A 13,425-nucleotide genomic window follows, 5' to 3' on the forward strand; every position below is an offset into this window, starting at 1 on the left:
TACTGTGATTTCATACAGCATTTTAGTCGTCGCGTTCTATTCATGATAAAAAGCCAAGAAACACGAACGATACATCAGCGCAGTGAATATCTTGTGTTAGCATGCCGTTATCATCACAAAATGAGACAACACGTTGAATAAGCGATTGTTTATCAAGTGACTGTTCTATATATTTTCCGAACCAAGATCACATTATTAGATTATGAAACTCTATTTGAAACCCTCATTGCTTGTACTGAGTCTGTTTGCCTCTCTCTGCACCGCATCCGAACGCTTAGCGTGGGAAGAGGTATACGCGAAATCACTGTATAAACATGATGAAAGTGCATTGCAGCTGTTGCGCGATCGCTACCGCTCTCTCCCTGATGGTACGGAAAAACTCTATATTGTTTCTAGAATTCAAGGCTATTTTGTGCTCCAAGGCCAACCCTATTATGGTGAAGCAGCAGAGGTACAAGATGCTTATACGGCAAGCGAACAACGTTTCTTAGAAGCACTGAATCAAGAAGAAGCGCTCAATTATCAAAACGCAGAAGCGACGTATCTGGCGTTTTATTCAGAGATGAAGCAACAAGATGACCAAGATGGCTTGGTGTTGTTCGAATATCATCTTTGCCGATTATTTCAACGCCATGGAAGACCTTACAAAGCGCGTTTTTACTGCTCACAGATGGATCAACGTTTACAGAATGCAGAAAACCCTCTGTTTCCGCGCTATCGCGGTTTGCATTTAGTGGCGAATAACCTTGAATATTTGGGTGAGTATCAAGAAGCCTTAGGCGTTTACGACACCCTGCTCAAACTCTTACCAGACTACGTCGACCCCTCAGGGGTCTACAATGATGTGGGCTTGCTGATGAACACATTAGGGCAATATGAACCAGCCCTAGACTACCTGAATAAGGCTTTGGAATACCGTCAACAGCAGAGCAATCCCTTATTGATTGCGCAAGTTGAGCACAGCTTAGGCGATGTTTATTTCAAACAAGGCGCATATCAACAGAGCATTGAGCATTTTATTCAAGCGGAAAAACTGCTCTCCCCCAGCAATTACCTTTTTGGGCTTGCTTATGTTCACCTTGGGCTCGGCAAAGCTTATGTTGCATTAAACAATTTTATCGAAGGTGATCAGCATCTTTTGCAAGCCTTGGATTATGTCAATCAACATCAAGATCAGTACCTGAAAAGCCTCATTTACTTGTCGCTTTCACAAGCATTTTTGAAAGAGCAGAAATATCCTCAAGCCATCGATTATGCCAACCAAGCTATCACCATTGCCGAGACTGCCTCTCTCCCGCGGATCAAAGCAGAAGGATTACTGCAGCTCGCCACCATTGCCGATCATCAACAACAGTATCAACAAGCATTGAACTGGTATCGTCAATATGCGGAAAGTGAGTTGCAATTGCGTAATACGGAACAGCGCAAAGCGTTTGAGGCTCTCGATCTTTCTAAAGCAGAGTTAGAACAAAAGCGCAGTGTCAATTTCTGGCGTGAAAACTATCAAACCTTAACCGAGAAATACGAAGTGTTGAAGTGGCAACGTATTTCGCTTTCCATCCTGATTCTCTTACTCGCACTAGCTCTGCCTTTTGCTTACTATCGACGTAAAAGAGAGTGTGCGCAGAGTACACAGGATCGTCTTCACGGAGTGCTAAGTCGGACGGCTGGCTTAGAACGTTTAACGCATATTGATGCATGTGCTCGTTCGGAACAAACACACCTGTTGGTGTTACTCGATATAGATCAGTTGCGTGAGTTCAATGAAAATTTTGGATATGAGCATGGGGATGCAGCGTTACAAAGCATGGTTAATACACTGCAAGAGCAGCTCAGCTCTAAGGATTTCTTGTGTCGGTTAGGTGACGATGAGTTTTTAATTGTGATGCCAAACAGCGATCGTACCAGTGCCGAAACACGGATATTCGCCCTTCATTACTCCGTGAATACTCAAAATGAGGCGCTACTGAACTCTAACCAAGGCTGGAGTGTAACAATGAGCTATTTGGCACTGGACGGTTCTTTAGCGAACGAACACCACTTCTACCCTCAACTTGATACCGCGCTCAGTATCGCTAAGAAGAATGGTCGAAGTGGTATAGTTGATGCTGCGGACCTAACTAATGGGCTGCTGACTGCTTGCTCATCAACGCATTGAGTACGTCAGAACGATTGTCGAGGTAATCATTGAGTCCAGCTTTGCGTAAATGGCAAGCTGGACACTCCCCACAACCATCACCAATCAACCCGTTGTAACAGGTTAAGGTTTGCTGACGCACCAGATCAAGAGCACCGAGTTGATCGGCTAATGCCCATGTTTCCGCTTTATTCAGCCACATTAACGGGGTACGAATGGTTAACGGCATATCCATCCCCTTCACTAGAGATTGGTTCATCGATTTTACAAACTCATCTCGACAATCGGGATAGCCTGAAAAATCTGTTTCACACACTCCCGTAATCACTGTCTTAGCCCCAATTTGGTAGGCATAAATACCTGCTAGGGTGAGAAAGAGGATATTGCGTCCCGGCACAAAAGAGTTAGGCAGACCATTTGCCTGTAACTCATGTGATACGGGAATGTCATCTCGGGTTAATGAACTGATTGCCAGTTCATTGAGCAAGCTGACATCCATCACTTTATGTGCCGTAACTCCGAGCTGTTTGGCCAGTTGTTGCGCCACTTCAATTTCAAGCTTATGGCGCTGGCCATAATCAAAAGTGATCGCATGTACCTCATCAAATTCTTGCAACGCTTGAACGAGACAAGTGGTTGAATCTTGCCCACCACTGAACACGACGACGGCTTTATTCATAATGTTTTCCCTTTAAGCAATATTGAGATATTTATGAGTTTGAATAGAGAGACGCCAATTGCGCGCAATGCAAGTGCGAATGCATAGTTCTGTCGCACGAGGCTTTTGACTAATCGGTTGCAAAGCAATCACCGTTTCATCCGTAACTTTTGCTCGTACTAACAGCTCATCAAGATTATCAATATCTTTTTCGGTGGCAACAGGGTGTTTAATTTCATTAGCGCGCTGTAATGCAGAATCGAGAATCGGTAACTTGCCTTTCATCGCCACTTTAGGTGACACCGTCACCCACGTTAAGGGTGTGGCACGTACTTCATAAGTACCACTCGTCTCAATTTGACAATTGCAACCAATGCTTTCAAAAGCTTGCGTTAATTCAGTCAAATCATAAACACAAGGCTCGCCACCGGTGATCACAATGTGCTTGGCTTGATAACCTTGTGATTGATAACGCTGAACAACATCTTGAGCACTCGCGTGACACCAGGTAGGGGCATCGCTAGTTTTAAGTAAGATTTGAGAAAATGAGGTTTGATCGGCATCTAGGCTTTCCCACGTCTGCTTCGTATCACACCAAGCACACCCTACTGGGCAGCCTTGCAAACGCACAAACACCGCTGGAACACCCGTAAATACGCCCTCGCCTTGGATGGTTTCAAACATTTCATTAATTCGGTACAAGATGAACGACCTAATAGAGATAAACAGAGTTGCAGGGGGCAGACCATAATGGAGATGGCGATCGAGGTCAATTTAAATGCATAGATGCCGCCCAAAATTACTCCTGTTTTCATTTTTCAGTTCGATAGCTCACAGTTCAATCCGGAAGTGTATATAATCAAGCTCTTTCCTCCTCTTCCACTTACGTAGGTAACCGATGTACAAACTGATTGCGCTCGACATGGATGGCACACTACTCAATAGCCAAAAGCAAATCTCACCTCGCACCAAACAAGCCATTGCTCAGGCTCGCCAACAAGGTATTCATGTAGTTTTAGCATCGGGTCGGCCGATTGATGGAATGCGCAGCAAATTGGAAGAGCTAAACCTGACGAGCCATAACGATTATGTTCTGTACTACAACGGTTCAATGGTCGCAAATGTAGGAAGTGGCGAGATTATTCATCAGCAGATCATTGATGGTAAATCTGCAAAGCGGGTAGCTCGCCTAGCACAAGAGTGGGGATTAAACACCCACGCCTTTAGCCAAATTCACGGGCTAATTACCCCAAAAACCAGCCAATATACCGAGGTTGAAGCAACCATTAATGGGCTCAGTATTACAGAGATGGACTTTGAACAGTTGGCTGACGACCATCCAATCATCAAAGCCATGATCGTCGGTGAGCCAGATAAGCTCAGTAATGCAATAAGCCAGTTGCCACAAGAGTGGCGAGAAGAGTTTACCGTCGTACAAAGTGCACCGTTCTTTTTAGAATTTCTTAATATAGGCAGTAATAAAGGTGTAGGTGTACAGGCGATAGCCCAACATCTAGGTATCGGTGCTCATCACGTTATCTGTATGGGTGATGCGGAAAATGATCATCACATGCTTGAATATGCAGGGTTGGGGATCGCAATGGCTAATGCCATGGAAGAAACAAAACGCATCGCGGATCACATTACGTTAAGCAATGATCAAGATGGTGTCGCCGTTGCAATTGAACGTTTTGCGCTTGGCTGTTTGAGTGAAGTCGAAGAATAAGTCAGTCCGGTAAGGCAGAACTCTGCCTTACCTTTTACACTTGTTGAGCGAGTTTTAGCACTCGCGCTTTGCCTTGCAACAACGCATATTCACTACTTCCTTCAGGGATCATCACACACACGTGTTGTTTCTCCTGCTGCGCGGCTGAAAGTAACGTGCTCAATTCGACAGAAGAATAAAAACTTTGCCTTTGCGCATCACGTCGGCACAAATCGACAAAAGCAAACGGGCAATTTTGTGTATGTAAAACCAACTCCGCTTGCTGCATGTGACGCAACGCTTTTAATGAAAGTAGCTCCACATCACGTCCAAACTCTATCCATGTAATACTGAATGTTTTGTCGGCAGACTGGCCTAGCAAATGAATATATATTCGTTCTAAGCTTTCTCTATCTTGCGCATTTTTCACCTCGGGGTGCGCAAAAAAACGCTCCCAAAACTGACGTCGAAGATCAACATTCGGAAGAAAATCTTGTATCGAGTGACGCTTGGATGCTGCAAAATCAGCTAGCAAAGCCAGATTTTGCGCCAATACCGCCTCAAGAGTTTCTCGAATATTACGGATCAACACTGGCGATGCACCACCGCTAGATATAGCGAGTTGGATGCGCCCACGCTCGATCATCGAAGGGGTAATAAAATCACAATAGGGTTGGTCATCCACTACGTTAACCAAAATCCCCTGCTCTTTCGCATCTTTATGAACTTGGTGGTTGAGTTCTGGATTATCCGTGGTCGCCCACACTTGAACATAACGCTTATCCAACCAGTGCGATGAATAAAAATGCTGAATCCAGTGGCACTTCCCTTCTTGGATCCAGTTTTGCAATACAGGAGCAACGTGCGGGGAGATCACCGTGACTTTGGCATCCGCTCTCAGCAATGCATCAATTTTTCGACAAGCAACCTCACCACCACCCACGACCAGTACAGGTTTATTTGTTAGATCCAGAAACAACGGAAAATAGCGCATAGTACTTCTTATGGTTGTTTATCCTTAACTTGGGTTCATGCTACCAAAAATGGGGCAAGGAAATCATCTAATAACCCGAATGAAATAAAATCTGTGCAAATTTCACCCATTAATTAGTGAATTCGACTAAACCTTAACAAATTAACAGAACTATTAATTATAAGTTTATTTACTCACCACCACGCCATTCTGTTGCACCACTCTGTCACCCAGTTGCACTATTTACATTTATTTAACACTTCGCCATTCTTGGCGCTGTTAGGGAATTGACGAATTAAGCAACTCTTTTCACGAGTAGTTTGAGAAATCTTACATCCTTACCTACGCTTACAACTGGTTGATTTGTCAATGTGCAACCACAGCGGCATCGACCAATAACTTAGAAACACAACATAGCTGAACCCTTGTATCAGGTGTCACCTGGTCAAAAACGGATCAAACAGGAAGGATACAAATGGCGAATAAACTCACTGTTCTTGCTTCTGTCGTCGCAGCCTCGTCTGCGTTACTGGCCCAATCGGCGTCAGCCGCAGAAAGCACTCTAGACAAAGTGTTATCTCAAGGTTTCATTACTTGTGGCGTCAGTACAGGCTTACCGGGTTTTTCTAACCCAAATGCGAAAGGGGATTGGGAAGGAATTGACGTTGAATATTGCCAAGCACTTGCAGCGGCAGTTCTCGGCGATAAAACTAAGGTCAAATTTGTACCACTTACGGCGAAAGAACGATTCACCGCACTGCAATCTGGTGAAATTGATGTTTTATCACGTAACACCACTTGGACTTTACAACGTGATAGTGCACTCGGCCTCAACTTTGTTGGCGTGAACTATTACGACGGCCAAGGCTTTATGGTGAAAAAAGACCTAGGAGTCAAAAGCGCGAAAGAATTAGATGGTGCATCAGTCTGCGTACAGTCTGGTACCACCACCGAACTTAACCTTGCCGATTATTTCCGCAACAGCGGCATGAAATACAAACCAGTGGTATTTGATACTGCAGCACAAACCTCCAAAGGCTTTGATGCGGGTCGTTGTGATGTGTTGACGACAGACCAATCAGGTCTGTACGCACTCCGACTGAATCTAGAAAAACCTGATACTGCTGTCGTACTACCTGAAATCATTTCCAAAGAGCCGCTTGGACCAGTGGTTCGTCAAGATGATGATAAGTGGTTCAACGTAGCAAAATGGGTACTGTATGCAATGGTGAACGCGGAAGAATACGGCATCACATCGAAAAACGTTGATGAGATGATGAAATCAGAAAACCCTGAAGTAAAACGTATTCTTGGTCTTGATGGCCCTAAAGGTACTGGTCTTGGTATCCGTGATGACTGGAGCTATCAAATCGTGAAACAAGTGGGTAACTACGGCGAAAGCTTTGAGCGTACCGTCGGTAAAGGTTCACCACTCCAAATTGACCGCGGTGTGAATGCACTATGGAACGCAGGCGGTTTTATGTACGCACCACCTATCCGTTAATAAATAACCATAATACCTGACCACCTTAGAGCTGCAGCATGTCACGTTCACTGCGTGCTGCAGCTTTAAGTCAAAAAGGAATCTGTGCTAGGCACAAAGCCAAACACAAATATGGATAAGAGGTTATTGCTGTATGAAACCCACAAATAACGTGGCGTCATCACCTTCTGACGCACATTCGAAGCATACTAATTTGCTTTATAACCCCACTTTTCGTTCTGCCGCCTTTCAGTTTATCGCTGTTTGTGCCTTAGTCTTTTTTCTATACACCATAGTAAACAATGCGTTAACCAACCTCGAGTCTAGAGGTATCGCCACCGGATTCGCGTTCTTAGATCAACCAGCTGGTTTTGGTATCAGCCAATCACTCGTAGAGTACGATGAAACCTACAGTTACGGTCGAACCTTCGTAGTCGGCTTACTCAATACGGCTCTAGTTTCTTTATTGGGTATTATTCTTGCCACACTATTGGGATTTGTATTAGGTATTGCACGTTTATCGAGCAACTGGTTGATTAGCCGTCTTGCCGCGGTTTACATTGAGACCTTTCGTAACATTCCCTTGCTGCTACAAATCTTCTTCTGGTACTTCGTTGTATTACAAGCCTTACCTTCGGCTAAACAGAGCATGCATTTAGGTGAGTGGCTCTATTTAAACGTTAAAGGCCTCTATCTCGTTAAACCGATTTTTGAAGCGAGTAGTATGTGGGTCTTTTTTACGCTCATCGCTGGTGTTGCTGCTTGTTGGGTATTGAGCATATGGGCGAGAAATCGCCAACGCTTGACTGGACAACAAACGCCTATGGGGCGATATGTGGTGCTATTCTGCGGCGTATTCCCAGTGCTGGTTTACTACTTGCTCGGTCAGCCCATTACTGCAGAATACCCCGTATTACGTGGTTTCAACTTCCAAGGTGGCATCACTGTGCTGCCCGAACTGGCGGCTTTACTGGTTGCCTTGACCATCTATACCGCTTCCTTTATTGCAGAAATAGTACGTTCAGGGATCAATGCGGTAAGCCATGGACAAACGGAAGCCGCAATGTCTCTGGGGTTACCACGTTCCAAAACGTTGAAATTAGTGATTATTCCTCAGGCCTTGCGAATTATTATTCCGCCACTCACCAGCCAATATTTGAATCTAACCAAAAACTCCTCCCTCGCGATGGCGATTGGTTATCCCGATCTGGTATCGGTCTTTGCGGGCACAACACTCAACCAGACGGGTCAAGCGATTGAAATTATCTCGATGACAATGTTGGTTTATCTGAGCTTGAGCTTACTCACTTCCGCTTTGATGAACTTATATAACCGTAAAGTGGCTTTGGTGGAGAGATAATTATGAAGACACATCAATTTCAACCTAGCCTACCACCACCAGGAAATACCACTGGCTTTATCGGTTGGCTACGTAAAAACTTATTTAATAGTCCGTTCAATAGCGTAGCCACGCTCGTGCTAGGTTATTTCGCACTCCAAGGTATTTGGCATATTTTTGATTGGGCAATCATCAATGCTAACTGGAGTGGCAGTACACGTAATGACTGTACTCTCGATGGCGCATGTTGGGTATTCATCAGCGTCCGCTGGGAGCAGTTCATGTATGGCTTCTACCCTGCGGCTGAGTTGTGGAGACCAAGGCTATTCTTCTTTACGCTCGCACTTTTCGTCGCACTGCTTGCGTATGAGAAAACACCCAAAAGAACGTGGGTATGGTTGGTTTTTGTCAATATCTACCCTTTCTTCGCCGCGATCCTGCTTTATGGTGGACTATTCGGGCTTGAGGTGGTCGAAACCCACAAATGGGGTGGATTACTAGTCACACTCATCATTGCTTTGGTCGGTATTATTGCTTCTTTACCGATTGGCGTTGCCCTCGCATTGGGACGACGCTCCGATATGCCGATTATTCGCAGTTTGTGCACTGTCTATATTGAAGTATGGCGAGGCGTACCGCTGATTACGGTTCTCTTTATGGCATCAGTGATGCTGCCACTGTTTTTATCTCAAGGCAGCGAAATTGACAAATTGCTACGCGCTTTGATCGGCGTGGTCATGTTCAGTGCCGCTTACATGGCCGAGGTGATTCGTGGTGGCTTACAGGCCATCCCCAAAGGGCAATATGAAGCAGCTGACGCATTGGGTTTGAGTTATTGGAAAAAAATGGGGCTGATTATTTTGCCTCAGGCTTTAAAGATCACTATTCCATCGATTGTAAATACCTTTATTGGTCTGTTCAAAGACACCAGCTTAGTGCTGATCATCGGTATGTTTGATGTGCTCGGCATCGGTCAATCAGCGAATACCGACCCTAACTGGCTCGGATTTGCTACAGAAAGTTATGTTTTTGTCGCGTTAGTGTTCTGGGTTTTCTGCTTCGGCATGTCGAGATATTCGATATGGCTTGAAGGCAAACTCCATACCGGTCACAAACGATAAGTCACTTGCAAGGAACGTATTATGACGCAACAACTCAATCAAGATTTTATGATTCAAATAAAAGATATGAATAAGTGGTATGGTGAATTCCACGTACTCAAAAACATCAATTTGAATGTCAAAAAAGGTGAAAAAATCGTTATTTGTGGCCCTTCTGGTTCAGGAAAATCGACGATGATTCGCTGTATTAACCGCCTCGAAGAACACCAAAAAGGCCAAATTATCGTGGCGGGAAATGAATTAACCGAAGATTTGAAAAATATTGAATTAGTACGCCGTGAAGTGGGGATGTGTTTTCAGCATTTCAACCTGTTTCCACATTTAACGGTTCTGGAAAACTGTACTCTCGCGCCGATTTGGGTCAAAAAAATGCCCAAAGACAAGGCAGAGGAAATCGCGATGAAATTCCTCACTCGCGTTCGCATTCCAGAGCAAGCGGATAAATACCCTGGGCAACTTTCTGGTGGTCAACAACAACGCGTGGCGATTGCTCGTTCACTCTGTATGAATCCACAGGTCATGCTATTTGATGAACCGACTTCCGCCCTCGATCCCGAAATGGTACGAGAAGTGTTAGACGTAATGGTTGAACTCGCCGAAGAAGGCATGACCATGCTGTGCGTAACCCATGAGATGGGTTTTGCTAAAGAAGTAGCCGATCGCGTCATTTTTATGGATGCTGGCGAAATTATCGAAGAGAACAATCCCAAGGAGTTCTTTGAAAATCCGCAATCAGATCGCACACAAAACTTCCTTGCGCAAATTCTACACCACTGATCTCGCGGAGTTTAGCTAACACCCTCCGCCATCCAACACACATTCAGAAGCGTTCACCCGCTTCTGAATGCTTTTAAATGTAAAGCAACAGTATCGCCACATTCATCAAACCTAATGAAATATCGTGTTACAACTCCATATCACCTTCGCAACCAATTTTGATTATTATTGGTTTAAACAGCACAAGGGGCTTGAAATTTATGGGATTGAGCCTCATAACTGTTCACATCGCAATCAGTACTTTTAATAGAGGAAAAGTATGAATACGCCAATGTTTACCAGAACTTCTAGCTTGGAACGTACTCTCGAAACCAACAAGGTTTTGAAGAATACCTACTTCCTGCTTTCCATGACTCTTGTCACTAGTGCTATCGCAGCCATGGCGACAATGGCTATCGGCATCTCTCCTATCGTCGCTTTGGTGATGCAGTTGGCTGCGATTGGTGTGTTGTTTTTTGTTATGCCTAAAGCCATTAACTCTTCATCTGGTGTGGTATGGACATTTGTCTTTACTGGATTGATGGGTGGTGCACTTGGCCCGATGCTGAATTTCTATGCCGCAATGCCTAATGGTCCTATCGTTATTGCGCAAGCGTTGGGACTGACTGGTATGGTCTTTTTAGGTCTGTCGGCTTACACCATTACTAGCAAGAAAGATTTCTCTTTCATGCGTAATTTCTTGTTTGCCGGCTTGATCATTGTGATTGTATCTTCACTGATCAATATCTTTGTAGGATCAAGCGTGGCTCATCTTGCCATCAGTAGCGCCTCTGCATTGCTATTCTCAGGTTTCATTTTGTTTGATACCAGCCGCATTGTACGTGGTGAAGAAACCAACTACATTTCAGCGACGATTTCTATGTATCTGAATATCTTGAACCTGTTCACAAGCTTACTGAGCATTCTCGGTATCATGAACGACGATTAATTCGCCGCATTATGATATTCCTAAGCCCGAAGGTATTCCTTCGGGCTTTTTTGTACTTGAGCCCCGCCTTGAGCTTCGCTACCCTAAGCTCAAATTGTCTAATCACAGAATCTAAATATGCTTGAATATCACGGCCAAACGATTGAAACCGATGCCCAAGGCTACCTTTTGGACTACACACAATGGGAAGAAGGCATGATTACCTTGCTCGCTGAGCAGGAAGGGATTGAGTTGAGCGATGCCCATTTAGAAGTGGTTCACTTTGTTCGCAAGTTCTATGAAGAATTTAAGACATCTCCCGCGATTCGGATGCTCGTGAAAGCAATGGAAAAAGAGCATGGACCAGAGAAAGGCAACAGCAAGTATCTGTTTAAATTGTTCCCCAAAGGGCCAGCGAAACAAGCCACTAAGCTTGCAGGCTTACCAAAACCTGCAAAGTGTTTATAACGCCTATTCTCATGATATGAACAGACCACAGAGGTAAGTCACAAGCTTGCTTCTGTGGGCGGTTTTAGCCTTGCCTGCTACAGAATTTCAAACCCTGTATACTCTTTTTCTGGCAGACAATCTGTGCGAGTGACTTGCTCTACACTGGCCGTTTTAGGGCCTTCGTGTAACCACACATAAAATTGCTCCAATTTTTCTGGTAAACCGCAAGCCACCACTTCAACATCGCCTGAATTCAAATTTTTTGCGTACCCTGTCAAACCTAATTTCAACCCTTGATGGGATGTGTGGTAACGAAATCCCACACCTTGAACATGACCCGATACGATGAATTTGTCGCATTTTGTTACCATCGCCTTAAACCCTTAATCTACCGAATGATATACTGCTTTGCGCATAACTTTCCCTTTCCCAGATTCATAACTTGAGCCGTAAACTATGAAAGAGATCCCTTTCCGCTGGATAGATAAGTACCTGATTCATCTTAAAATCCAAGAAAAATTTTATCTGTTGTTTTTCTTCCCTATCGCAGCCTTGGTGAGTGTGACGTTAGTCCTAGACCGTGCAGCCGATCTGATGCTTGCACAATTTTATCATCAAGAATTGGTGCTATTAAAAGATCTGATCGAAGCGGGTTCACTTTCAGCACAACAAGTCTCTTCAATAATAGCCAAATCTGACACCATTAGCTTAGGTAATGGTGTTAATGCTATGCCAATCATGGATGGAACTCTCAGTTTAATCGCCAACCACAATATGGATTTATGGCATGCGTTAAATTTCAATCATTGGTTGGTAATTGGTGTGACCCTGCTGGTACTGGCTGCCGGTGTTTACTACATCATGACGTTTATTGGTGGGGCTATGTATTCATTACATAAGGCTCTTGAAACCCTAAGCCAAGGTGACTTGACCTACCGCATGAACTACTTTCCAGTGCGTGACGAGTTCAGTGAAATCGCGATCACTTTCGATAAAGTGGCTGAACGTGAGCAGAAATTGGTTCACTCTATTCAAGAGTCGGTTGCGCTGATGCAGCAAATTAGCTCCGATCTCAATTTATCGGCACAAAGTAGTTCTGGCGCTTCAGAAAACCAACAAGAGCATCTTAACTCACTGGCGAGTGCCACGGAGCAAATGGCCTCAACCATCCGAGAAGTGGCGAGCCTAGCCCATAATGCAAGCCAACAAACCGAAGAAGCCAAACGCGTGGCCAACACTGGCCAAACAAAAGTGACCCAAACACTAACATCCGTCGGTCAGCTCGCGAATGAAATTAGCTCTGCTTCTCATGCTGTTACGGAGCTTGATAGCAATGCCGCACAAATTGATGCCGTTGTTTCTACGATAAATGCCATCTCCGAGCAAACCAATTTATTGGCGTTAAACGCCGCCATTGAAGCCGCTCGTGCCGGAGAACAAGGTCGTGGTTTTGCCGTAGTAGCAGATGAAGTTCGAGCTTTAGCAGGCAGAACACAGAGAGCCACGGTGGAAATTCAATCTATGATTGAAGCACTGCAACGTAATAGCCAGTCGCTCACTAAGCTTATGGAAGTCACTGTAGCCAGTGCCAATCAAGGGCATCAGTTCATGACCGATGTCAGTGGCGAAATTAATGCTCTTGCTCAGAAAAACCAGTCCATCTCTGACAGCAGTGTTCAAATTGCGACGGCGGCGGAAGAACAAGGTGTCGTGGCGGACAATATCGCCGCCAGCGTCGAAGAGATTAGCCAAAAAGCATCAGGAATCCATAAAACGATTCAATCCACGACCCACACCATCAAGCAATTACGTCAGCAAAGTGATCAGCTAGAACGTTTACTGACAGGGCTTCAAGCCTAATCTCAGAGCCGCTGA

General features: G+C 44.7%; 13 protein-coding genes. 9 read left to right on the top strand and 4 right to left on the bottom strand.

All coding sequences use genetic code 11. From position 1 onward, the window contains the following. The first annotated feature begins 202 nt into the window (after nucleotides 1–202). A complete protein-coding gene (locus tag EPB59_RS06170; protein ID WP_154171860.1) occupies nucleotides 203–2,158 on the top strand; it encodes a diguanylate cyclase domain-containing protein in 1,956 nt (651 codons plus the stop codon). On the opposite strand, the gene queC is transcribed toward EPB59_RS06170, so the two are convergent. Further along, entirely contained in the window at nucleotides 2,121–2,816 is a 696-nt protein-coding gene (gene queC, locus EPB59_RS06175) for a 7-cyano-7-deazaguanine synthase QueC (RefSeq protein ID WP_095476621.1), read from the bottom strand. The two genes, EPB59_RS06170 and queC, sit on opposite strands and share 38 nt — an antisense overlap. Nucleotides 2,817–2,828: 12 nt before the next feature. After that, nucleotides 2,829–3,479, bottom strand: a complete 651-nt coding sequence (gene queE / locus EPB59_RS06180) for a 7-carboxy-7-deazaguanine synthase QueE (RefSeq protein WP_154171862.1) — start codon at nucleotides 3,477–3,479, stop codon at nucleotides 2,829–2,831. A gap of 214 nt (nucleotides 3,480–3,693) precedes the next feature. On the opposite strand from queE, the gene EPB59_RS06185 reads away from it, so the two are divergent. Then, complete coding sequence (locus tag EPB59_RS06185) at nucleotides 3,694–4,521, top strand: Cof-type HAD-IIB family hydrolase (protein WP_154171864.1); 828 nt, start codon at nucleotides 3,694–3,696, stop codon at nucleotides 4,519–4,521. A 34-nt stretch (nucleotides 4,522–4,555) separates the two neighbouring features. Here EPB59_RS06185 and EPB59_RS06190 read toward each other — a convergent pair whose 3' ends face one another. Further along, nucleotides 4,556–5,494, bottom strand: a complete 939-nt coding sequence (locus EPB59_RS06190) for a precorrin-2 dehydrogenase/sirohydrochlorin ferrochelatase family protein (RefSeq protein WP_095476624.1) — start codon at nucleotides 5,492–5,494, stop codon at nucleotides 4,556–4,558. A gap of 454 nt (nucleotides 5,495–5,948) precedes the next feature. Here EPB59_RS06190 and EPB59_RS06195 point away from each other — a divergent pair, with 454 nt between their 5' ends. The 6 genes from EPB59_RS06195 to EPB59_RS06220 all read left to right on the top strand — a co-directional run bounded on the left by EPB59_RS06195 (nucleotide 5,949) and on the right by EPB59_RS06220 (nucleotide 11,568). Continuing rightward, nucleotides 5,949–6,977 (top strand): amino acid ABC transporter substrate-binding protein, encoded by a 1,029-nt coding sequence (locus EPB59_RS06195; protein WP_055050720.1) that lies wholly within the window; start codon nucleotides 5,949–5,951, stop codon nucleotides 6,975–6,977. A gap of 133 nt (nucleotides 6,978–7,110) precedes the next feature. After that, nucleotides 7,111–8,316, top strand: a complete 1,206-nt coding sequence (locus tag EPB59_RS06200; protein WP_154171866.1) for an amino acid ABC transporter permease — start codon at nucleotides 7,111–7,113, stop codon at nucleotides 8,314–8,316. A gap of 2 nt (nucleotides 8,317–8,318) precedes the next feature. Then, complete coding sequence (locus EPB59_RS06205) at nucleotides 8,319–9,416, top strand: amino acid ABC transporter permease (protein ID WP_055050718.1); 1,098 nt, start codon at nucleotides 8,319–8,321, stop codon at nucleotides 9,414–9,416. Nucleotides 9,417–9,437: 21 nt separating this feature from the next. Next, complete coding sequence (locus tag EPB59_RS06210; protein ID WP_055028508.1) at nucleotides 9,438–10,193, top strand: amino acid ABC transporter ATP-binding protein; 756 nt, start codon at nucleotides 9,438–9,440, stop codon at nucleotides 10,191–10,193. 259 nt (nucleotides 10,194–10,452) lie between these two features. Then, nucleotides 10,453–11,121: a Bax inhibitor-1/YccA family protein gene (locus EPB59_RS06215; protein WP_009372659.1), complete on the top strand. Its 669-nt coding sequence runs from the start codon at nucleotides 10,453–10,455 to the stop codon at nucleotides 11,119–11,121. Nucleotides 11,122–11,238: 117 nt separating this feature from the next. Next, nucleotides 11,239–11,568 carry a TusE/DsrC/DsvC family sulfur relay protein gene (locus tag EPB59_RS06220; RefSeq protein ID WP_055050717.1) on the top strand — a complete coding sequence of 110 codons (330 nt, stop codon included), beginning with the start codon at nucleotides 11,239–11,241 and terminating at the stop codon, nucleotides 11,566–11,568. A gap of 77 nt (nucleotides 11,569–11,645) precedes the next feature. Here the strand turns inward: EPB59_RS06220 and yccX are convergent, their stop codons facing one another. Beyond that, nucleotides 11,646–11,921 carry an acylphosphatase gene (yccX, locus tag EPB59_RS06225; RefSeq protein WP_154171868.1) on the bottom strand — a complete coding sequence of 92 codons (276 nt, stop codon included), beginning with the start codon at nucleotides 11,919–11,921 and terminating at the stop codon, nucleotides 11,646–11,648. An 85-nt stretch (nucleotides 11,922–12,006) separates the two neighbouring features. Here yccX and EPB59_RS06230 point away from each other — a divergent pair, with 85 nt between their 5' ends. Continuing rightward, nucleotides 12,007–13,410, top strand: coding sequence for a methyl-accepting chemotaxis protein (locus EPB59_RS06230; protein WP_154171870.1), 1,404 nt, complete (start codon nucleotides 12,007–12,009; stop codon nucleotides 13,408–13,410). The last annotated feature ends 15 nt before the right edge of the window (nucleotides 13,411–13,425 follow it).

The organism is Vibrio metoecus (genome assembly GCF_009665255.1).
Lineage (GTDB): Bacteria > Pseudomonadota > Gammaproteobacteria > Enterobacterales > Vibrionaceae > Vibrio > Vibrio metoecus_B.